The sequence below is a fragment of the Shewanella pneumatophori genome, from assembly GCF_023283895.1.
GTDB lineage: Bacteria > Pseudomonadota > Gammaproteobacteria > Enterobacterales > Shewanellaceae > Shewanella > Shewanella pneumatophori.
This window is the reverse complement of the sequence record NZ_JAKILB010000019.1, coordinates 37,890-60,629: the sequence shown is the minus strand read 5'-3', so window position 1 is coordinate 60,629 and position 22,740 is coordinate 37,890. Positions and strand designations below refer to the sequence as shown.

At 42.4% G+C, this 22,740-nt stretch carries 18 protein-coding genes; 7 read left to right on the top strand and 11 right to left on the bottom strand.

Going from position 1 to position 22,740, the window contains the following annotated elements; genetic code table 11:
* Positions 1-74: 74 nt before the first annotated feature.
* Positions 75-3,503, top strand: a complete 3,429-nt coding sequence (locus L2740_RS20100; RefSeq protein ID WP_248951805.1) for a PAS domain-containing hybrid sensor histidine kinase/response regulator — start codon at positions 75-77, stop codon at positions 3,501-3,503.
* 147 nt (positions 3,504-3,650) lie between these two features.
* Here the strand turns inward: L2740_RS20100 and L2740_RS20095 are convergent, their stop codons facing one another.
* From L2740_RS20095 to ppsR, 5 genes are all read right to left on the bottom strand, one after another.
* Complete coding sequence (locus tag L2740_RS20095) at positions 3,651-3,983, bottom strand: hypothetical protein (RefSeq protein ID WP_248951804.1); 333 nt, start codon at positions 3,981-3,983, stop codon at positions 3,651-3,653.
* A 340-nt stretch (positions 3,984-4,323) separates the two neighbouring features.
* Positions 4,324-4,983, bottom strand: coding sequence for a response regulator transcription factor (locus tag L2740_RS20090; RefSeq protein ID WP_248951811.1), 660 nt, complete (start codon positions 4,981-4,983; stop codon positions 4,324-4,326).
* 294 nt (positions 4,984-5,277) lie between these two features.
* Positions 5,278-5,706 (bottom strand): acyl-CoA thioesterase, encoded by a 429-nt coding sequence (locus tag L2740_RS20085; protein ID WP_248470688.1) that lies wholly within the window; start codon positions 5,704-5,706, stop codon positions 5,278-5,280.
* Between the two features lie 221 nt (positions 5,707-5,927).
* Positions 5,928-6,995: a 3-deoxy-7-phosphoheptulonate synthase gene (locus L2740_RS20080; RefSeq protein WP_248951803.1), complete on the bottom strand. Its 1,068-nt coding sequence runs from the start codon at positions 6,993-6,995 to the stop codon at positions 5,928-5,930.
* A 189-nt stretch (positions 6,996-7,184) separates the two neighbouring features.
* A complete protein-coding gene (ppsR, locus tag L2740_RS20075) occupies positions 7,185-7,997 on the bottom strand; it encodes a posphoenolpyruvate synthetase regulatory kinase/phosphorylase PpsR (protein WP_248470686.1) in 813 nt (270 codons plus the stop codon).
* A gap of 127 nt (positions 7,998-8,124) precedes the next feature.
* Here ppsR and ppsA point away from each other — a divergent pair, with 127 nt between their 5' ends.
* From ppsA to L2740_RS20050, 5 genes are all read left to right on the top strand, one after another.
* Positions 8,125-10,494, top strand: a complete 2,370-nt coding sequence (ppsA, locus tag L2740_RS20070) for a phosphoenolpyruvate synthase (RefSeq protein WP_248951802.1) — start codon at positions 8,125-8,127, stop codon at positions 10,492-10,494.
* Positions 10,495-10,629: 135 nt separating this feature from the next.
* A complete protein-coding gene (gene ydiJ / locus L2740_RS20065; protein ID WP_248951809.1) occupies positions 10,630-13,677 on the top strand; it encodes a D-2-hydroxyglutarate dehydrogenase YdiJ in 3,048 nt (1,015 codons plus the stop codon).
* A gap of 177 nt (positions 13,678-13,854) precedes the next feature.
* Positions 13,855-14,295 carry a DUF1285 domain-containing protein gene (locus tag L2740_RS20060; protein WP_248951801.1) on the top strand — a complete coding sequence of 147 codons (441 nt, stop codon included), beginning with the start codon at positions 13,855-13,857 and terminating at the stop codon, positions 14,293-14,295.
* A 177-nt stretch (positions 14,296-14,472) separates the two neighbouring features.
* Positions 14,473-14,889, top strand: a complete 417-nt coding sequence (locus L2740_RS20055; RefSeq protein ID WP_248951800.1) for a MarR family winged helix-turn-helix transcriptional regulator — start codon at positions 14,473-14,475, stop codon at positions 14,887-14,889.
* A 241-nt stretch (positions 14,890-15,130) separates the two neighbouring features.
* Positions 15,131-15,580 carry a PliI family lysozyme inhibitor of I-type lysozyme gene (locus L2740_RS20050; RefSeq protein WP_248951798.1) on the top strand — a complete coding sequence of 150 codons (450 nt, stop codon included), beginning with the start codon at positions 15,131-15,133 and terminating at the stop codon, positions 15,578-15,580.
* A gap of 252 nt (positions 15,581-15,832) precedes the next feature.
* Here L2740_RS20050 and L2740_RS20045 read toward each other — a convergent pair whose 3' ends face one another.
* Positions 15,833-16,177 (bottom strand): hypothetical protein, encoded by a 345-nt coding sequence (locus tag L2740_RS20045; RefSeq protein WP_248951797.1) that lies wholly within the window; start codon positions 16,175-16,177, stop codon positions 15,833-15,835.
* 209 nt (positions 16,178-16,386) lie between these two features.
* Complete coding sequence (locus tag L2740_RS20040) at positions 16,387-17,418, bottom strand: Glu/Leu/Phe/Val dehydrogenase dimerization domain-containing protein (RefSeq protein ID WP_248951796.1); 1,032 nt, start codon at positions 17,416-17,418, stop codon at positions 16,387-16,389.
* A gap of 265 nt (positions 17,419-17,683) precedes the next feature.
* Here L2740_RS20040 and L2740_RS20035 point away from each other — a divergent pair, with 265 nt between their 5' ends.
* Positions 17,684-18,109 carry a DUF4826 family protein gene (locus L2740_RS20035; protein WP_248470679.1) on the top strand — a complete coding sequence of 142 codons (426 nt, stop codon included), beginning with the start codon at positions 17,684-17,686 and terminating at the stop codon, positions 18,107-18,109.
* A gap of 67 nt (positions 18,110-18,176) precedes the next feature.
* Here L2740_RS20035 and L2740_RS20030 read toward each other — a convergent pair whose 3' ends face one another.
* The 4 genes from L2740_RS20030 to mnmA all read right to left on the bottom strand — a co-directional run bounded on the left by L2740_RS20030 (position 18,177) and on the right by mnmA (position 22,586).
* Positions 18,177-19,307: a ribosomal protein uL16 3-hydroxylase gene (locus tag L2740_RS20030; protein ID WP_248951795.1), complete on the bottom strand. Its 1,131-nt coding sequence runs from the start codon at positions 19,305-19,307 to the stop codon at positions 18,177-18,179.
* Between the two features lie 140 nt (positions 19,308-19,447).
* Positions 19,448-20,818: an adenylosuccinate lyase gene (purB, locus tag L2740_RS20025; protein ID WP_248951794.1), complete on the bottom strand. Its 1,371-nt coding sequence runs from the start codon at positions 20,816-20,818 to the stop codon at positions 19,448-19,450.
* A gap of 31 nt (positions 20,819-20,849) precedes the next feature.
* Positions 20,850-21,467, bottom strand: coding sequence for a high frequency lysogenization protein HflD (gene hflD / locus L2740_RS20020; RefSeq protein WP_248951793.1), 618 nt, complete (start codon positions 21,465-21,467; stop codon positions 20,850-20,852).
* 3 nt (positions 21,468-21,470) lie between these two features.
* A complete protein-coding gene (gene mnmA / locus L2740_RS20015; RefSeq protein WP_248951792.1) occupies positions 21,471-22,586 on the bottom strand; it encodes a tRNA 2-thiouridine(34) synthase MnmA in 1,116 nt (371 codons plus the stop codon).
* Between the last annotated feature and the right edge of the window lie 154 nt (positions 22,587-22,740).

Here is a 22,740-nt window from a genome sequence, read left to right as displayed (position 1 = left end):
GTTGGTTGTAATCTTAATTCGGCTGGATTTCGTCCGCTTTTTGCCGCAAAATAGTCCAAAAAAATGAGAACCCTATGAATTTGACCGTTTTAGTTGGCTCAATAGCCATTGTTTATGTGTTATTGCTATTTTTGTTGGCGTGGGGTGCAGAGCGTTGGTTTAGCGGCGTAACTAAACGTTTGCAAACATGGATCTACGGTTTGAGCTTGGCTGTTTATTGCTCGTCTTGGAGCTTTCTCGGAACAGTTGGTCAATCCGCTCAAGACTTATGGTCTTTCTTACCTATCTTTATTGGTCCGATAGTTATTTTCATTTTTGGTTTTGGCCTACTGCGTAAAATGGTCATTGTTTCCAAAGCACAAAATATTACTTCTGTAGCCGACTTTATCGCTGCCCGTTACGGTAAATCTCAACTACTCGCCGCTATTGTCACGCTTATCGCTCTTTTTGGGATCATGCCCTATATTGCTCTGCAGCTAAAAGCGATGGTATTCAGTCTTAATTTGTTCCAGCCTGATGGCGCATTATTTGACGGCGCTAAAGTGTCACTTATTATCACGGCAATACTTGCGGTGTTTGCTATTTTATTTGGTACTCGTAAGCTCGATGCAACCGAGCACAATCCCGGCATGATGTTGGCCATCGCTTTTGAGTCATTGGTGAAGCTAGGCGCATTTCTGCTGGTTGGTATTGTTATTAGCTTTGGCGTGTTTGATGGTTTTGGCGATATTTGGCGCCAAGCCTCAGAGCAAGATTTGATTAATAATCCCAATATTCGACTGGAATCTTTAACGCCTGAGTTGTTAGTGGGGATGGCGGCATTTTTGTGTATGCCAAGACAGTTTCACGTGATGATGGTTGAATGTGAAAATGAGAAAACCATCATAAAAGCGCGTTGGTTATTTCCGCTGTATTTATTACTTTTTGGTATGTTTGTCGCGCCGTTAGCGCTTGCAGGTAAGTTACTACTTGGCGACGCTGTGGCTGCAGACACCTATGTAATAAACCTTCCGTTAGCGCTCGACCAACCTTGGTTAGCCGTTGTTGCTTTACTCGGTACACTATCTGCCGCAACCGGCATGGTAATAGTTGCCGTTGTGACTATTAGCGTAATGGTCAGTAATGAGTGGCTGGTACCGTTAATGTTGCGTACTGGGCAGATCAAAGCGCGTAATTTTAGCCAGTTTTCACAGTTGTTACTAAATGCACGTCGTTTAGCCATTATGCTTATTTTGGGACTTGGCTACTTTAGTTACCTATCTTTTATGGATAACGACTCACTATCGTCGTTAGGTATGTTGTCGTTTGGCGCATTTGCTCAATTAGCACCGGCATTAATCGGTGGTATGTATTGGAAGCATGGCAACCGAAGTGGGGTATTTTTAGGTTTAACAGTAGGCTTTGGTTGCTGGTGTTATATTTTAATGCAAGGTGCGGTCAATTCGCCGTCTATTGTGACGACGGAGTTTGCTTTGCTTGAGTCTATTACCCCTAATGTGCGCGATATTTTAATTGCATTACTCGCAAATAGCGCATGTTACATGCTGGGCTCAGTTTGGTTTAGAGCGGGCGTTGCCGAGCGGATGCAGGCGAGTGCATTTGTTACACCCGGTCAGCTTAAAAAAGACACTAACCGTAAAAATGCGCCGGTCTCTCAACAGGACTTATTAATTCTGGCGAGCCGCTTTGTTAGTCCAACACGTGCTTATGAGAGTTTTTCTTCTTTTTCAGAAGAAGCAGTTAAAAGCGACAGTTGGCATAAAGCCGCGCCACCAGAACTTATTGCTCATACTGAGCATATGCTAGCTGGCGTACTAGGTGCATCAAGCGCATCACTGGTGCTTGATTCGGTTTTGCAAGGGCGAGATCTTGCGTTAGATGAAGTGTTTAGCTTGGTTGATGAGGCATCATCTAAAATTATTTTAAGCCAAGATATGCTACGTGGTGCGATTGAGCACGCCTATGAAGGCATGAGTGTGGTCGATAAAGATCTTAACCTTGTTGCGTGGAATTATAAATACGCCGAGTTGTATAACTATCCAGATAGCTTTTTGCAGGCAGGTATGCCTATAAGCGATGTCGTGCGTTTTAATGCTGAGCGAGGTTACTGCGGCCAAGGCGAGATAGAACAACAAGTTGAGAAGCGTGTGCAGCACATGCGTAACGGTACCCCCCATGTATCAGAGCGACAACGTAAAGACGGTAAAGTGATTAAAATTCAGGGTAATCCAATGCCCGGTGGTGGCTTTGTAATGACTTTTACCGATATCACCCAATACCGACTACAAGCTAAAGCGCTGCAAGAAGCCAATGAAACGTTAGAAGCTAGAGTGCAAGAGCGTACTTATGAGCTTGCTTTGCTTAACAGTCAGTTACTTGAATCAAAAGCCCAAGAAGAGATGGCTAACGCCTCAAAAAGTCGATTTTTAGCGGCTGTAGGCCATGACTTGATGCAGCCGCTAAATGCCGCGAGGTTGTTTACAGCCTCTTTATCGCAATATCCCAATCTTGACCAAGAGGGAAAAACCACCCTTAACCATGTCAATAGCTCATTAAAAATTGCCGGAGAGTTGCTGACCGACTTATTGGATATCTCTAAACTTGATTCTGGGATGGTGGATGTTAATCGTCGAGATTTCGCCATTGCCGATCTATTAGATGGTTTAGCGGTAGAGTTTGATGCCATGTCAAAAGACTGCTCAATTAAATTTGGTTTCGTTGCAAGCTCGGTGACGATTAATTCTGACCCAAGTTTGCTGCGCCGAGTGCTGCAAAATTTCCTAACCAATGCTTACCGATATGCCAAGGGCAATCGAGTTCTACTTGGCTGTCGTCATCGAGGCTCAGAAATTGAAATCCAAGTAATCGACACAGGTTGCGGAATTGATGAGAGTGAAACTTCAGAGATCTTTAAAGAGTTTAAGCGTTTAGATAACCCTGAAAGTAAGAGCGTGAGCGGTTTAGGTCTAGGCCTTGCTATCGCTGACAGAATAAGCCGTGTCTTGTCTCATGAGATAAATGTAACCTCTGAGCTTGGTAAAGGCTCAGTGTTTTCGATTCGAGTGCCTTTAGGTGAGAAGAATACCGCTCCTAAAGCCAAAAGAGCACCGTCGCTGCAGCAACCTTTAGCAGGGGTAAAGGTGTTATGTATTGATAATGAAGAGGCGATTCTAGCAGGGCTTGAAAGCCTACTTAGCCGCTGGCAATGCGAGGTTATTTGCGCCAAAGATTTAGCTGACGCAAGGATCAAGCTAGGCCTTAAAGGCGTAGCGCCTGACATCGTGCTTGCAGATTATCATCTTGATGACGGCCAAAATGGCGTTGATGCGATGGACGGTATTAGAAATCTCTATGGCGAGCATCTGCCTGGGATATTAATTACTGCTAATACCCGTAAAGATCTTATTGAGGATATGCAAAGAAGGCGATATCACTATATGGCTAAAATGGTAAAACCTGCGGCATTAAGAGCACTGATCTCAAGTTTGGTAAAGAAAGCTTAGTAGAGAGAATCTAGCAGAGGAGGGCTCTGTAGAGATTATTGAGTATAAGGGTTAACTTACAGTTGATAATAAAAAGGTACGCAATTAGCGTACCTTTTTAATTATGAGGTAATAAGCGCTTAAGCTTTTCAGCATTAGTGGCTTATTTTATTCGACTTTTACAGGTGTTAAGCCTTTATCTCTTGATTCCACTGCACTTTCAACATCGAAACCACCGGTTTTCCAACTGTTAGCTTCTTGCGGATTGAAAGACTGGCTTTTCCAGCTTTGTGCACTTTCTAAATTAAACCCTTGCTTTGACCAGCTACTTGATTGCTCCGCATTAAACCCTGCGCCTTTCCATGCTTGTGCTTGCTCTGCATTAAAGCCAATCTCTTTCCATTCCGCGATATCTCTTTCTGACATACCTTTCCAAGTTGCAGGGGAAGAGGCACAAGCGCTAAGTGCTAAAATAATCATTGCTAGACCGAGTTTTTTCATATCACATTCCTTGGTTAAATCGTCAGTTATGCTTATCTCATCCGCAGGATTTCCGGATACCACTGTCGACAATGCATCATTGGCTGGTTGGTTAAACTTTGAAGCTACTATTGAAGATAGACGCTGAAATTTATATCGACAAGTAATTGCTTAGAATGAAGTAAATAGTCTGCTTAGAAATGGCCTGAGTATTAAATAGGCAAAGATTTATACCATGAATTCGGCACAGAAAAACAAATTTACTAAGCTGTGTTATTTAGCTGTGCAAGTTGTGGTTGTTAATGACAGATGTAGTGAAGGAGAGAACCGCTAGCAAGATTGTTAGCGGTGCTTATCTAGGTTAAATATCGACTTTATCCATTTCTAGCTGTTGTAGTGCAATGACTGCTTGAGTGCGGTTTCTTACGCCAAGCTTTCTAAATATTGCTGTTGCATGGGCTTTGATTGTCGCCTCAGAAACACCTAAGTCGTAAGCGATTTGTTTGTTTAGCAAGCCCTCTGCAAACATTTGCAGTACTTTATATTGCTGCGGTGTTAGATCGGCAAGTTTACTCGCCATTTGATCTGTTTCGTCTTCATTGATCTCTTGTAGCTCGACATCTTGTGGCAGCCACACATCGCCAAAAAGTACCGCTTCAAGTGCTTCTGCTAGGGTTTCCATTGAGGATGACTTAGGAATGAAGCCTGAGCTGCCATAATGGATAGCGCGGCTAATGGTAAGGTTATCTTCATGAGCAGAGATAACTACCACAGGCAAGTCTTGAAAGTGAGTTCTCAAGTGGATTAGTGTTGAATATCCATGGGAGCCGGGCATCTGCAAATCGAGTAATACGGCATCATACTCAACCTCATCATTTTCGAGTAAGTTTTGTAACGCTTCTGCGCTATCTGCTTCAAACCATTGGGTATTAGTAAACTCAGATGATAAAGCTTGTCTAAGTGCGTTACGAAATAACGGATGGTCGTCAGCAATAATTATATTTAAATTTTCAGGCTTCATGGCTTTATAGGGTTGTTTTGGTTGCACGTGAAGATAGTTCAATGTAACAGATAAATGACAAGCTATTCTATGGCTTTTCTGCTTAAAAGTTACTATTTGTTAAAATAATTGCAGAACTTAGACTTTGGTCTATGGCAGGCTAGCTGCTTGAAATCTCTCTTGAACAAGAAAGAAAAGGGCGGTGAATAGTCGCTCGTAATGTTTATTTGTATATCAAAATTTAAGCTGCAAATTAAACAGCTCAATAATCGCTTAAATTTTGATATACATACCTAATGTAACTAAAAACTCATGCTAGCTGTGTGGCGGCCAAACTGCTGTTGGCTTACGTTCTTCGTCAACGGCAACAAAGGTAAATACCCCGCGAATCGCATGGTCTCTATGATCTTGATACATGTCTTCAACGAAAATGTTCACTTCTACTTTAATTGAAGTATTACCTACGTGGATCACTCGAGCAATAATTTCAGCTAAGGTACCTGCAGGAATCGGTTTATTAAAATCGATTCTGTCAGAGCTAACTGTGACTAAGGTTTTACGGCAAAAACGCGTTGCTGCAATAAATGCAGTCTCATCCATCCAAGCTAATGCTTCACCGCCAAACAGGGTGTTATGGTGATTGGTTATTGATGGAAAAACAGCTTTGATCACTCGTGCTTCAGATTGTTCGATTCTGAGGGCGACTTCTTCTGGAAAAACTTGAGGGTCTTGCGACAATGGCATACGGCAACCTGTGGTTATGCATTTTAAAGAGGCGAGATTATAGCCGTTTTTGTCATTTTATAACAGGTTAGGTACAAGTGTATTAGTCGATTGATATGATCGCAACAGAAGCTTGAGCGTGATTGGTGGCATTTTCGGGCGAAAAAAAACGCATTGCTCGAATGGAGCAGTGCGTTTTAAATAGGTTTGCTAACATCAGTGCTAGCAATATAACTGAGTTGTTATTTTTGCTTTAGCAATTCAACTCTTGATCGAGAAGCCTTAGCAAGATCGCTTAATAAGACTTTTGAATCTTCCCAGTCTATACAGGCATCGGTAATGCTCTTACCGTAAACAAGCTCTTCACCAGCAACGACTTTTTGGTTACCTTCTTCGATAAAGCTTTCAGCCATAATGCCTGCAATTGAGGTCGAACCTTGTGCCATTTGCTGCATAATGGACTCAGCAACATTTAATTGTTCTTTATGCATCTTGCGGCTATTACCATGGCTAAAGTCAACCACCATACGCTGAGTCACACCAACACTATCTAGTTGTGCTGCTGCCGCTGCAATATCTTCTGCGTGGTAGTTTGGCTCTTTACCACCACGTAAAATAATATGACCAAATGGATTACCGTGAGTACGGTATACAGCCATTGCACCATCTTTATCTGGCGAGTAGAAGATGTGAGGAGCCTGGGCGGCACGCACTGCGTCAACAGCGATATCAATACTACCGTTAGTACCATTTTTAAAGCCGACTGGGCATGAAAGTGCCGATGCCATTTCACGGTGTATTTGGCTTTCGGTGGTGCGAGCGCCGATAGCGCCCCAAGTGATTAAATCAGCAATATACTGACCATTCACCATATCTAAAAATTCTGTAGCAATAGGCAACTTAAGTTCGGTGATCTGCTGCAGTAAATGACGTGCTTTACGTAAGCCTTTGTTCGGGCTGAAACTGCCATCTAGATCTGGATCAGAAATAAGTCCTTTCCAGCCTACGGTTGTACGTGGCTTTTCAAAATAAACACGCATTAAGATGCATAAGTCATCTTTATACTGTTGATGTAGCTCAGCTAAGCGCTGGGCATAATCGAGTGCAGCTTCTGTGTCGTGGATTGAACAAGGGCCAATGATTACGAGTAGGCGTTGGTCTTCACCACTGATAATAGCCTCAACTTCACGGCGTTGCTGAACAAGGTAGTCAGCGGCATCTTGAGTTAAAGGGTATTCAGAAGCGAGTTGTGCAGGTGAAATTACCTTACATAAAAGGGATGTGCGTAGTTCGTCTGTTTTAATGGTCATTCACAATACCGAGCGTTCGTATGGCTTTCGCCTTAATTACTCGGATTATAACTAATAGTTTGTCTATGCACAGTGGCAATTGCCTTAAAAATGGCGCTAATTTTCACTATATCGATATTTATTTGATATAAATTAAAGGCTTTTAGGTTAAAAAGCCTTTAATTTCAATGTTACTACTTTAGAGAGGGTTTAGAACATATGGCGTTTTAATCCTGTTGCCTCAATGATCTTGGTGGCGATTTCTTCAACAGAGTGGTTAGTTGTGTTGACGAATGGAATACGCTCGCGTTTATACATCATCTCGACCTCTTTTACCTCTAAGCGACACTGGCGCAGCGAAGAGTAGCGGCTGTCTGACATGCGACTTTGACGAATTTCGTGCAATCTTTCCGGATTAATTGTTAGTCCGAATAACTTACTCTTATTACGCTTCAATGCATCTGGTAACTTTAAGTTATCCATATCATCTTCGGTAAATGGGTAGTTTGCTGCCTTTATACCAAATTGCATAGAAAGGTATAAACTCGATGGGGTTTTACCGCAGCGCGATACCCCGAGCAAAATTAAGTCGGCTTTATCCATATGCTTCATGGTTTGACCGTCATCATTTTCCATTGCGTAGTTAATCGCATCGATACGCGCTTCATAACCATCATTAGTTTTACCATGGGTGCGATGCAGTGCCGGAGCAGCAGCAATACCTAGTTGTTTTTCTAATGGCGCGACAAAAGTATTCAAAAAGTCATAATCTAAGCCTTCACTGCTATAGATGACATCTCTAATCTCTGCTTTAACGATAGAATGGAAAACTAACGGCCGTTCACCTGTTGTAATAAAACAATCATTTATTTGGGCCTTTACGGCTTCTGCTTTGGCAACGGTTTCTACGAACGGAATTGTAAGTGCATCAAATTCAAGCGGAAACTGCGATAGCACTGCGTGACCAAACACCTCTGCTGTGATCGCTGTCCCATCTGAGATATAGAATACTTTACGTAACATTTTGACCTCTTGTAGTAATAAAATTACAAATAAAATTATACATTTACGCTTGTTGTCATGGAGTGTAAGATGCCTCTGCTCTCGTGTGAAGAGCCACACTAAAAATATACTTGCGGAGATAAAAACTGTGCAGCAATACGTACTCTGGTATCAAGAATTAGGCATGGGCGATGTTAACAAGGTAGGCGGTAAAAACGCTTCTCTTGGTGAGATGATTAGCAATCTATCAAATGCAGGCGTTCAAGTGCCTGGTGGATTCGCAACAACATCTTTTGCGTTCAATGAATTTCTTGAACAAAGTGGACTTAACCAGAAGATATACGAAATTCTAGAATCCCTAGATGTAGATGACGTGAACGCACTCGCTACAGCCGGTGCACAGATTAGACAGTGGGTTATCGACACCCCATTCCACCCAGAATTTGAGCAAGCAGTTCGTGAAGCTTACGACCAGCTTAGCTCTGAAACAACTGATGCATCTTTCGCTGTGCGTTCTTCTGCAACAGCTGAAGATATGCCAGACGCATCATTTGCTGGCCAACAAGAAACTTTCCTAAACGTTAAGGGTTATGACGCCGTTCTTGAAGCAACGAAGCATGTATTTGCTTCTTTATTCAACGACCGTGCCATTTCATACCGTGTTCACCAAGGATATGACCATAAAGGCGTTGCTTTGTCAGCTGGTATTCAGCGCATGGTACGCTCAGATAAAGCGGCTTCAGGTGTAATGTTTACCATGGACACTGAATCTGGTAACAATGATGTGGTATTTATTACTTCTTCATTCGGTCTAGGTGAAATGGTTGTTCAAGGTGCAGTTAACCCTGACGAATTTTATGTGCACAAGCCAACTCTAGTTGCTGGACATAAAGCGGTTGTTCGCCGCAACATCGGTAGCAAGCTTATCCAAATGGTGTACTCAGATGATGAGTCACATGGTAAGCAAGTTAAGATTGAAGATATCGCAGCAGACAAGCGCCGCGAATTCTCTATCAACGATGCTGAAGTACAAGAACTTGCTAAGCAAGCTATGACTATCGAGAAGCATTATGGTCGTCCAATGGACATCGAATGGGCTAAAGACGGTAACGACGGTAAGTTGTATATCGTACAGGCTCGTCCTGAAACTGTTCGTTCTCGTGAAGATGTGCAGCTTATTGAACGCTACCACCTTAAAACTCAAGGTGATGTAGTTTGTGAAGGCCGCGCGATTGGTCACAAGATTGGTAAAGGCGTTGCTAAGGTACTTAAGTCAATCGACGATATGGACCAAATCCAACCAGGCGATGTGTTAGTTACCGACATGACAGACCCTGATTGGGAACCAATCATGAAGCGTGCCAGCGCAATTGTAACTAACCGTGGTGGTCGAACTTGTCACGCAGCTATTATTGCACGTGAGCTAGGTGTACCAGCAGTTGTTGGTTGTGGCGATGTCACTGAACGTATCCAAAGCGGTCAAGAAATTACGGTTTCTTGTGCTGAGGGTGATACAGGTTATATCTACAGTGGCCTGCAAGAGTTTGATGTTGTGTCATCACGTGTTGATGCAATGCCTGAATTGCCAATGAAGATCACTATGAACGTGGGTAACCCTGACCGAGCGTTTGACTTTGCTCGTCTACCTAACGAAGGTGTTGGTCTTGCGCGTCTTGAGTTCATTATCAACCGTATGATTGGTATTCACCCTAAAGCATTGCTTGAGTTCAACGACCAAACTGCAGAGCTACAACAAGAGATCCACGAGATGATCGCGGGTTACGAGTCACCAGTAGAATACTACGTGGCGCGCCTTGTTGAAGGTATTGCAACAATCGGTTCAGCTTTCCATCCAAAGAAAGTGATTGTTCGTATGTCAGACTTTAAGTCAAACGAATACGCTAACTTGGTTGGTGGTGACCGTTACGAGCCTGAAGAAGAAAACCCAATGTTGGGCTTCCGTGGCGCTAGCCGCTACATCTCTGAATCATTCCGCGATTGTTTTGCACTTGAATGTGAAGCAATTAAGCGTGTTCGTAATGACATGGGTCTGAAGAACGTTGAAATCATGATCCCATTCGTTCGTACGCTTGATGAAGCGGCGCAAGTTATTGAGCTACTAAAAGAGCAAGGTCTTGAGCGCGGTAAAGATGGTCTACGCGTTATCATGATGTGTGAGCTACCTTCAAACGCATTGCTAGCTGACCAGTTCCTAGAGTATTTCGATGGTTTCTCTATCGGTTCTAACGACTTAACCCAGCTGACTCTTGGTCTTGACCGAGATTCAGGCATCATTAGCCACCTGTTTGATGAGCGTAATGAAGCGGTTAAAGCTCTGCTGGCGCTAGCAATTAAAGCGGCTAAAGCTAAAGGTGCTTATGTGGGTATTTGTGGTCAAGGCCCATCAGATCACCCTGACTTTGCAGCTTGGCTAGTAGAGCAAGGAATCGATACTGTATCTCTTAACCCAGATACTGTTATTGACACTTGGTTATACCTTGCTGAAGCACACGCATAACAGTCTTTATCAGTGTTAAAATGAATGGTTAAATCTGCGTGATTTAACATTTCGTTAAAAAAGCCGCTATTGAGCGGCTTTTTTTATGTTTATAATGCCGACATACCCTAAAAATAATAAATGACAGAAGCAGCTATGTTACCCAAGTTATCGCATCAACAAACACTTGAACCTATCTACCTTTCTTTTTTATCTGCATTGGAACAGGGCGCATTTTCTGGTGATATCGACACGCGTTACAGTGCGCGTTTAGCCCAAGCGACCGATAACTCTGTTTACCAGTTTTTGCCTCAAGCTGTGATATACCCAAAAACGGCGCAAGATGTGCAATTTGCGCTAATGCTTGCCAATAACGCAGAATTTGAAAAAGTAGTGTTTAGCGCACGTGGCGGTGGAACCGGCACTAATGGGCAGTCATTGACCCATGGCATTATTGTTGACATGTCTCGTTACATGAACCAAGTGCTGGAAGTTAATGCTGCTGAAGGTTGGGTTCGAGTGCAAGCTGGTGTAGTAAAAGATGCCCTTAATGATGCATTGCGGCCTCATGGCTTTTTCTTTAGTCCTGATCTTTCGACATCAAATCGAGCAACCCTTGGCGGTATGATTAACACAGATGCATCAGGTGCAGGTTCACTCGTTTACGGTAAAACTTCTGATCATGTATTGGGGTTAACCAGTGCCTTATTTGATGGTTCATTATTAAGTACATCTCCGGTAAGCAAAGAACAATTAGCTAATATCGACTCAGTTACAGACAATGTATTAGGCCAGCAACTTATTTCTAGCATTGCTGATATGTGTCAGGGCAATCGTGAGCAAATCGAGCAGCGTTTCCCTAAGTTAAACCGCTTTTTAACGGGCTATGACTTAAAAAATGTGTGGGACGATAAGCTGGAGCATTTTGATTTATCGCGCATTATCGCAGGCTCCGAAGGTACGCTCGCGGTGATCACTGAGGCAAAATTAAATATTACCCCTTTGCCGACTTGTCGGATGATGGTCAATATCAAGTATGACTCGTTTGAATCTGCGCTTCGCCACGCTCCAGATCTGGTAAAAGCGAATGCAACTGTGGTTGAAACAGTCGACTCAAAAGTTTTAAATCTGGCTAAACAAGATATTATTTGGCATTCGGTATCCGAGCTTATCAAAGACGTACCAGGTAAAGATATTGATGGCCTTAATATGGTTGAGTTTGCCGGTGAGCAAGCTGATGTAGAGGCACGCGTTGCAAATTTAGAATCCATGCTTAATGCGCAAATAAATCAAAGTGAAGCGGGATTACTGGGCTATCAAGTCACATCAGATAAAGCCAGTATCAACACTATTTATGCGATGCGTAAAAAGGCAGTTGGACTATTAGGCGCTGCAAAAGGTACGCGTAAACCTATCGCTTTTGCTGAAGATACCGCTGTGCCACCCGAAAAGTTGGCTGACTTTATTTTAGAGTTTAGAGCGCTGCTTGATAGCCACCAATTACAATATGGCATGTTTGGTCATGTCGATGCTGGTGTTCTGCACGTGCGACCAGCGCTGGATATGTGTGATGAGCAAGATGAGCGTTTACTTAAAACGATTTCTGATCAAGTTGCTGACTTAACTCTTAAATATGGCGGCTTAATGTGGGGCGAACACGGTAAAGGTGTGCGTGGTGAATATGGTCCTGCAGTATTTGGTGAGCACCTTTATGGCTTGCTAGAAGAAGTAAAAGGGTTATTTGATCCTAAGAATAAGCTTAATCCTGGTAAGTTGGTGGCGCCAAAAAATAGTGGCCCAATGTTGTACAACGTCGATAGCGTAAAGCGTGGTGCTTTTGATAGACAAATACCGATAAAAACTCGTGAAGCTTTTCCTGATGTAATGAATTGTAACGGTAATGGTCTTTGCTTTAACTACAGTGTTTATTCACCTATGTGCCCGTCATTCAAGGTCACAGGGGATCGTATTCATTCCCCTAAAGGCCGAGCTGGTTTAATGCGTGAATGGTTGCGTTTGTTAGAAGCTGAAGGTGTTGATGTCAAAGAGCTTGCTCGAGCTAAACCTTTAGGTTGGTTGCAGCGTGCACAAAACACCTTGAAAATTGATAAAGAATACGATTATTCCCATGAAGTGATGGAGTCATTAAAGGGGTGCTTAGCCTGTAAAGCATGTTCTAGCCAGTGCCCGGTCAAAGTCGATGTGCCTAAATTTAGAGCGCAGTTCTTCGATATTTACTATCAGCGTTATTTACGCCCAGCAAAAGACTATTTGGTGGCAGGGATTGAAGATTCTTTACCCTTGATGGCCAGCGCGCCAAGACTTGTGAATGCGGTATCGCAAAATAGTCTGAGTAAATGGGTCATTAAAAAGTCACTAGGATATGTAGACGCACCGGCGTTATCTGTACCGACGTTAAAACAACGCTTAGAAGGGCATCCGAGTCGCGGTTATGATTTAGCTGCCTTGCAACAAATCCCTGAAAGTGAACGCAGCCAATATGTGCTGGTGGTACAAGATCCTTTCAATAGCTTTTATGAAGCCGGTACGGTTTATCACTTTATCCAGTTGATTGAAAAGCTTGGTCTTAAGCCGGTGTTATTACCATTTAAGCCAAATGGTAAACCTATTCATATTAAAGGTTTCCTCGACAAATTTGCTCGCACAGCTAAGTCAACGGCAGATTTCCTCAATAAAGTGGCTGAGCTTAATATGCCAATGGTTGGCATCGATCCGGCATTAGTACTGTGTTATCGCGACGAATATAAAGAAGTGTTAGCGGGCGCACGCGGTGATTTCCATGTAAAACTTGCAAATGAATGGCTATTAGATGCGCTAAATAAAGTACCTGCTAGAGAAGTGTTAACTGATGAAAACGCCAAGGAATTTACTTGGTTTAGCCATTGTACGGAGTCTACTGCTAAGCCGAATACCGCTAATGAGTGGAAAGGTATTTTTGCGCACTTTGGCGCTAAGCTTAATACGGTTAATTTAGGTTGTTGTGGTATGGCTGGCACATACGGCCATGAGGCCGAAAACTTGGAGCGCTCTAAAACACTTTATAGTATGTCTTGGGAGCAAACCTTGGCGAAGTTGCCACAATCTCAAGTGCTGATTTCTGGTTATTCTTGTCGAAGCCAAGTAAAGCGCTTTAGTGGTTTTAAGCCTAAACATCCGGTTGAAGCTCTACTAAACTTGTTTTAATCACTTTGTAAACCACCTGCTAAAGTAGGTGGTTTTTTACTATCTTAACAATATGATTTTGTCTACTTGTGATACGTTTTTTTAAAACGGCATTGCTGAATGAAAATTGCAAAGCAGTTTATATAAAGCAGCTATCAATGCCGATAACGTTTATTATCAAATTAGGAGCGATTAGCAATGAGCACTACGCATGAATCGGGCAGTGCAGGTGATGTGTTAGCTTCTTTTTCTAATAGACAAGATCTCTGCACCGAAACCGTTTTTTTTGAAATCAATGCGAAAGGTGATTGGTTCTATCAATCAGGCAAGTTACCACTAAAATTTTGCAAGTTATTTGCTAGCATTCTAAACCGTATTGATGATGAATACTTTCTGATCACACCCGTTGAGAAACTAAGGGTAAAAGTTGTTGAACAAGCGCTACTGATTGTTGATTATCAAGCGGATGATGATGGCCACTATTTACTTCAATCCAATATCGAAACCGAACATATTATTAAGGATTTTGATGAGTTTATCGTGCATGACGATGCTGTCATCGTTATCCTTGCCCGTGGTGTTGAAGCAAAACTTGCAAGGGCGTGTTTCTATCGTTTTGTTAACGAGTTTATTGCCTAAAATACTTATTTATTACCGTTAATCTGCTTTTGTTTTTTTCAAAGTAACTTCTTAATTCAAATTAATGAATTTTAAGCATTTTAATCAATGCTGAATAAATAGCATCCAGTAATGCTAGTTTCTTTTGATGTAGATGATAAGATTAGTACAAGCCCCGCAGCGCTATGGAGGTGCTAATTGAATCGATTTGAGAGTCTAGGTGACTTGGTATCTCATTTGAACGTTGATCTGCAAAACGCATTAGATCAGCGCCTTAAACGATACGAGTTAGATATCAAACTTTGGCCTGTTTTGTTTTCATTATGGCAAGAGGAGGGCGTGACACAAACCGCTCTCTCAAAACGCTGTGATGTGGCAAACTACACTATGACTCGCCTGCTTGATCAGCTTCAACAGCAAGGGTTGATTACCCGCCACCAAGATGCAGAGAACCGCCGCGCATTTCAAATTTACCTCACTGATAACGGCAAAGCCCTAGAGCAAGACTTAGTGAGGGAGGCTGAAAGAGTCAATGAGGCTTTCTTAGATAATCTAGAGTTTGAAGAACGGGCGCAATTCCTATTATTACTCAATAAAATCAATCGTTATAAATAACTTAGATTGCTAAGCAATAGTGATGTAATGCCTTTATTAGGCGCTTTCTAAAGCGCTATACTGATGATGTATTTACACTCGATAAGACGATACTTTGCAATTCAATTTGAACCTATCCAGCTAAGTTATCTTGTTTAAGTTGTCCTGTTTAAGTCGTTTGCGAGGTTTTCAACTTTGCCTTTGTCGGCATCCCTATATGATTTTCAATTGAAGTCGCTAACGATAGCCAAAAGGAAAAAACATGAAGTCGTTTCTGGTAACGATCTGTGCAGTAACTTTACTCACTGCTTGTTCGATTAATATCAATAAATCCAAAACGCCTGCACATCAAGTTGAGCCAGCCGCCAATATTCCAGCGGTATCAGCCGAGTCAACAGAGCATCAAGGCGCTGGTGGAGTGTTTATTAAGGTTATGAACCTCAGCAATGGTAACAACGTAATTATTGAAGAGGGGCGGCTAGAGCCACGTTCAATTGGCAGTATCACGGTCAAACTGTATCGCGATCTTAATGTAGGTGACTTTGTAGATGCTATTAGCTTTGTTCGCGATGGCACGATTTTAAAAGTAGAGCTGAGAGAACATAATGAGCTTGAACAAAAACTCGCGATTACAACAGTGACGGCTGGCAGCGGTAACTATCAAAACACTCAACTGATTTGTATTAACGCTAGCTCAGTTACATTATGTTAGGTCGTGCAGAGCGAATAGCTTTTACGGGTTATCGTTCTAATTAGAAGCCGTTTTCTCTGTGGGGTTAGAGCTTTTAATCGGACAGTGACTTCACTTCATAAGGCACGTATAGGGATTAAGAGCGAAGTGAACAACACTGTAATGACAAGCATAGTCGCTGTGAGTGGCATATTAAGTCTTGAAATGACTCAATGACACTATGCAGTTTGAAGGCTATAGCCCATAGCTAGAGTGAACTTTTAGCACTTGAAACTAGTTAAAAGTGAGAAAAAATACCAGCATAAGCCCGATAGAAAGTATGGCTTGTTGAGTGAGTTGACGGCTGCGGTAAAGCTCTTTTTTACCTTGCTTTAAACTAGCGACTAAATTGTTTTGTTTGTAGATATGGCAAACTAGCTGCTCGGTACTAGGGTCGAGCAAGAGTAATAAAGTTGCAGCTTTACCATCTTTTAACGTTAAGTTGTGCTTACTATGCTGACTAAAGTTTAGCTTTCTAGATACGCGTTTGCCATTAATAAACATCTCCTCTAATCCTGACCAGTTACTGGCTTGCAATTCAATATTGTCTTGATTGAGTGCATATTTAAATATCGCCATAACCATAAGCCTTGTTAAATGAGGGAGCTTATAAGTCAAGCAGATGAAATTGAGTTTTTCCAGTTACAGAAATACAGACTCGTATTCAGCAGTAATACTATGAATATGATTTAAAAGTAAAGTTATGCCAATAATGAAGGGTATTTTTAAATAAAAATACCCAGCACTCAGGCTGGGTATTTAGCTTTAAAGCTTATTACAGTAAGCGACTATTTTGCCGAGTTAATGATGTTTCTTGCCATCTCGTCAGCCACATCACCAGTTGTACGGTTTTGCTCATCTGCATGAGAGAAAACTGTCAGTAACGTATTATAAATTTCTTCTACTTTTGCAGTTGCAGCTGACGCGTCATAATCTTTTTCAAATGACACGTTGATAATGCCGCCAGCATTAATTACATAGTCAGGGGCGTATAAAATGCCTAGATCCTTTAGCATTTCACCATGGCGCACTTCAGCTAGCTGATTGTTGGCACAACCTGCAACGATTGTTGCTTTAAGCATTGGAATAGTGATGTCGTTAATCGTTGCACCTAGGGCACATGGGGCGTAAACATCAACGTCTTGGTGATAGATATCTTGTGGCGCAACAACAGTTGCGCCAAATTCATTTGCAACTCTATCAAGTGAAGATTGATGAATGTCAGTAACGATAAGTTCAGCATCTTCAGCATGAAGGTGACGGCATAGGTAATAACCTACATGGCCAACACCTTGCACAGAGATTTTTAAACCTTTAAGGCTATCAAGTCCGCGTTGATGCTTCACAGCAGCTTTAATACCTAAATAGGTGCCTAGAGCAGTAAAAGGCGATGGGTCGCCACTCTTACCTTCAAGACCTGCCATATAAGGTGTTTCTTGATGCGCAATCATGATGTCAGAAGTTGAAACGCCCACATCTTCAGCTGAGTAGTATTTGCCACCTAAGGTATCAATACAACGGCCAAAGGCTCTAAATAGCGCTTCTCTGTCTTGTATTTTCGGATCGGCAATAATAACAGACTTACCACCACCCATTTTTAAACCTGCCATCGCATTCTTATATGTCATGCCGCGTGATAAGCGCAGTACGTCAGTAATAGCTTCGTCATCTGACTCATAGTTCCACATTCTACAACCACCTACTGCAGGTCCAAGGTTAGTATTGTGGATTGCAATAATGGCTTTTAAGCCGCTTTCTTTATCATGACAAAAAACGACCTGTTCATGGTCGTCGAACGAGATGTGATTGAAAATTGCCACTTGTTGATCTCCGCTGTGAGCATCGAATGACCGCCGCTGTAGGATTACAGAGTGGTCTACTTGTTATATTTATTGCAGAACGATAGCATTTAGGGATACTCTCAATAAAGTAAAGACTCGGAATATTTGTGATCTGTCTGGCAATTTTGCTTTCCACTTTACGTTAACGTAAAGTTGTTGCTTAGTTTAAGGGTCAGAAGTGTGAAAAGGTTTTTATCTTTTCGAGAAGACAGAAGCAAAAATAACAATAAGAAAGGAAGTTAAAATGGCTGAAGAAGTAGTAGATCAAGAACAGCAAATCCAAGAGTGGACTCGAGCTCAGTTTCAAAAAGCAAACAAATTTTTGGCTGAGAAAGGCATTATGCCACATAAGGTTCACCCTGAAGAAAGCCGTTATTTAGCCCCTTATGTTGCGTTATGGAAAATTGATTCTAAAAAGCCAACTAAACAAACTTACTGGGTCATGTCAGGAGATTTACCTTCTGATTATGTAGAGGTGAGTGTTGCAGCGACAGCTCGAGAAGCTTTAAGACATTTTTCGATGATGTGGCAGATGAAAGCTGAAAACATTCAGCGTTCAGGTTTAACAAAAGATCCTGCTCAGGCAAAATTTGCCCAGCTTTTAGTGTCTCGCGCTGAAAGCCTTTATAAAATGCAGGCAGATGACAATATCTGGGGCCCTAAAGGCTAATACTGTAAGATTATCATTGCAGTAAAAAGGCATCCTATGGATGCCTTTTTAGTTTATGAATAGACGATTACTCACCAAAGTAAAAGTAGCCTAAATTCAACAGGCTGAGTAATAACTGTTGGGTGGCTGGCGTTTGAGTTAGCGCTAATGCTTGCGGGTTAGAAAAGCGAAAGTTTTCGCACAAATCTTTAATGTCGGCTTCTATGTGCGCCGGGTATTCAAATGCTTCACCATTGACAAATATCCGCTGTACGCTATCACCTTCGATATGCAGTAGCTTTAATCCACCTATTCGGTATAGCAATGCACCTTGGCTAAGGTAATCGGTAATATCTTCTACTGAGTAGGGTTCTTCTGGTTCGCAGAGATCCAATTCAAATCGGTTTTGGCTAAGCATTTTACCTAGCATGGCTTGGTAGTTATCTGGATTAGCTGCAAGTTCTGTAATTAACGCCATCATGTCTTGCTGATGTGATGTACTTATTTGGCTAGCAAGCTTTGGCTCGTTACTTGAAGTAAAACGCTTGAGGCCGCTGTTGTTGTCAATGAGTGAGTCAGCGAGCTCACTAAATAGCTCTTGCTGACTTGGGGCGCGAAAGCCAATGGAGTAGCTCATTGCAAGAGTTAGCGTTTGCCCTTGATGCGGATAGCCTGGCGGAATATAGAGCAGATCGCCTTTTTCAAGTACGGCATCAATAATAGGTTCAAAACCTTCAATCAGCGGTGTTGTCGGATCATTATTTTTAGGCGCGTATTGGCCTTTGTCACCAACAGTCCAGTGGCGCTGGCCTTCGCCTTGAATGATAAACACATCGTAATTATCGATATGTGCACCAACACCGCCACCTGGGGTTGCGAAAGAAACCATTAAGTCATCAAAGCGCCAGTCGGGAATAAAGCGAAAGGCATTTATAAAATCACTTGAATCTGGATGCCAGTGGTTTAACGCTTGAACCAGCAGCTGCCAGTTTTTATCACCAAATTGGTCATAGTCTTCAAAAGGGCCTTCAACAATTTGCCAATCATTAGGTTTAGTCACAACTACTCGTGATGCTACTGACTCTTCACAGGCTAGGCCGGCAAGCTCATCTGCACTGATCAGATCTTCAAAATTTGGGAAAGCATTTTTTATTAGAATTGGTTTTTTTTGCCAGTATTGAGTTAAAAATTCGCTGATATCAAAGTTGAGGCTAAACATAATGAAGGGCTGCTCTTTGGCTAATGAAAAGGTTGTTTGTAGCAATGTAAGTACAACTAAGCTTTTAGATAAAATAAAGGCGTTAAGCCTAAGCTTAACGCCTTTATTAATCCTTTAATAGCAAGTTGCTACAAAGGTTATTAGTTTAACTCGTCAACAAACGCTTCAGCGCGGCCGATGTAGTTCGCTGGCGTCATCTTTTTAAGCTCTGCTTTCACTTCTTCAGGAAGTTCAAGACCGTCGATGAATACCGCTAGCTGTGCACCATCAATACGCTTACCACGAGTTAGCTCTTTTAGCTTCTCATATGGCTTTTCAATACCGTAACGACGCATAACGGTTTGTACTGGCTCTGCTAGTACTTCCCAGTTGCCATCTAGCTCTTTAAGAAGTTGCTCTTGGTTCACTTCTAGCTTGCTAATGCCTTTTAACGTTGCTTGGTAAGCGATTAGTGAGTGAGCCATGCCCACACCTAAGTTACGAAGCACTGTTGAGTCGGTAAGGTCACGCTGCCAGCGAGAAACAGGTAGTTTAGCCGCAAGGTGCTGCATTAATGCGTTAGCAATACCTAGGTTACCTTCAGAGTTTTCGAAGTCGATTGGGTTAACTTTGTGTGGCATGGTCGAAGAACCAATTTCGCCAGCAATAGTTTTTTGCTTAAAGTGACCCAGTGCAATGTAACCCCAAATATCACGGTCGAAATCGATTAGGATTGTGTTGAAACGTGCTAGCGCGTCAAACAATTCTGCGATGTAATCGTGTGGCTCGATTTGCGTTGTATATGGGTTCCAGTTAATGCCAAGGCTGGTAACAAAGCGCTGTGACAGAGCGTGCCAATCTACTTCTGGGTAAGCTGAGATGTGAGCATTGTAGTTACCTACAGCACCATTAATTTTACCCATGATTTCAACATTTGAAACCTGAGTAAGTTGACGCTCTAGACGTACAGCAACGTTAGCCATCTCTTTACCTAATGTAGAAGGCGAAGCTGGTTGACCGTGGGTACGAGACATTAACGGCACAGATTTATGCTCATGTGCTAATGCCTTTACGGCATCAACCACTTTTTGGCAGTAAGGCACGATAACTTGATCACGCGCTTCAGTTAGCATTAGTGCGTGAGAAAGGTTGTTGATGTCTTCAGAAGTACAAGCAAAGTGTACGAATTCGTCAATAGCAACTAGCTCAGCGTTATCGGCGATACGTTCTTTAATGAAGTATTCGACCGCTTTAACGTCATGGTTAGTTGTTGATTCAATCTCTTTAACGCGCAGTGCATCTGCTTCGCTAAAGTTATCTTTAATTTGATCAAGCAAAGCTAAAGCTGCTTCGCTAAAAGGTGGAACTTCTTCAATTTCTGGGCAGCTTGAAAGCAGCTTTAGCCAGTTAATTTCGACTTGAACACGGTATTTGGTCAGGCCGTACTCGCTGAAAATCCCTCTTAATGAGGCGGTTTTACTACCATAACGACCGTCTACCGGAGAGATAGCAGTTAGTGCGGAAAGTTCCATTTGAAGCTCCTTGATGAACTTGACTTAAATATTATAGGGTGAGGCTTTTCATAGCTGTATCTACTATTGTTTTTCTTGAGAAGACAAGGTGCCTACGCTTGCCCCCTAATTGGCGCCAAAGCACTGCGCTGCGCATCGCAGACAGTAAAAGGGCGCGAATCTTATGTTGTGTTTGGGTACGCTTAAGAAATTCAGGGTTACCAGAGATCTGCAGTTTAGGACCAAGCTCACTAATAATGTCACTATAAATGCCTGCAAAGTTAGCGATAACTTGCTCGTCAGTGATCTCAAAGTGGTTCAGTTGACGATGAACTTGGTTAATGCGCTCAGATAGCATGCCCATAGCGCTTGAAGAGCGGGTTAACTTGCGCTCTAAAGCTAAAATACCCACTAAATAGCGAGTCACTTCAACGTCTTTTTGTTTCGCATCACCAAGTTGGCTAACAATAAGTTCGTAACCTTTTCTAAGTGCGAACTTATCAGCGTAAACATCGCTGGTTGATTCTGGGTTAGTGACTAAAACAGACTGTAAGCTTGCCGCTAAGGCTTCCTTATCTGAATCACCATGTCTTGCAATATACTGAACTTGGGCCACCGCTTGTAAAATACCCGCGAAGGCCATAGTGCGTTCAAACAACTGATCGCTCATTGATTAATCTCGTATAAGGGCATCAATAATGCCGCCACCTAGGCAAATTTCACCATCGTAGAACACGGCTGATTGGCCTGGGGTTACAGCTGCAACTGGCTCGTCAAAAATAACGCGCAGTACGTCATCACTGTCATAAGTCACGCGACATGGCACATCTTGCTGACGGTAGCGAGTTTTTACTGTGATGTTTGAGCCATCTGCAGGGCCTTTTCTATCAACCCAATGCAGTTGATTAGCAATCAAGCCGTTAGACATTAGGCGAGGGTGGTTACCACCTTGACCAACAATCAACACGTTACGCACTAAGTCTTTTTCAACAACGTACCAAGGATCTTCACTACTATTTTTAAGGCCACCAATACCTAAACCTTTACGTTGGCCAAGAGTGTGATACATCAAACCTTGATGAGTACCAATTACTTCGCCTTCGCTTGTTTCGATATTACCTGGCTGCGCCGGTAAGAAAGTCTGTAGGAAATCAGTAAACTTACGCTCACCGATAAAGCAGATCCCGGTACTGTCTTTCTTATCGTGGGTGATTAAGCCCATTTCTTTAGCGATTTCACGCACTTCGCTCTTATCAAGTTCACCAACAGGGAACAGTGAGCGAGCCACTTGCTCGTGGCCTAATGTATATAAAAAGTAGCTTTGATCTTTGTTGCCATCAACGCCGCGAAGCATTTGACTGGTGCCATCAATATCACGACGGCGCACGTAGTGGCCCATTGCAATGTAATCGGCATCTAAGATCTCATCTGCAAACTCAAGGAAAGCTTTAAACTTGATCTCTTTGTTGCACATGATGTCTGGGTTTGGCGTACGACCCGCTTTGTATTCTGCTAAGAAGTACTCGAATACGTTGTCCCAGTATTCAGAGGCAAAGTTAACGGTGTGCAGTTTAATACCTAGCTTGTCGCATACAGCTTGCGCATCTTTAAGATCGTCTGCTGCCGCACAATATTCATCCGTGTCATCTTCTTCCCAGTTCTTCATGAACAGGCCTTCAACCTGATAGCCCTGTTTCATTAACAGGTAGGCTGAAACTGATGAATCTACACCACCGGACATACCGACGATGACTTTTTTACCAAGATGAGTGGGTTCGATTGACGTCATAAATCCTAAATAAACCTTGTGTTTACTGAATATTGCTGCGAATTACCGCGAAAAAGAAACCTTAAATAACACGTGTTATTTGTAATAGGCCTTATCCAAACAGCGGTATTCTGCGGGTGCATATTCTATCATGCATTGTGAGGCTGGGCTATCT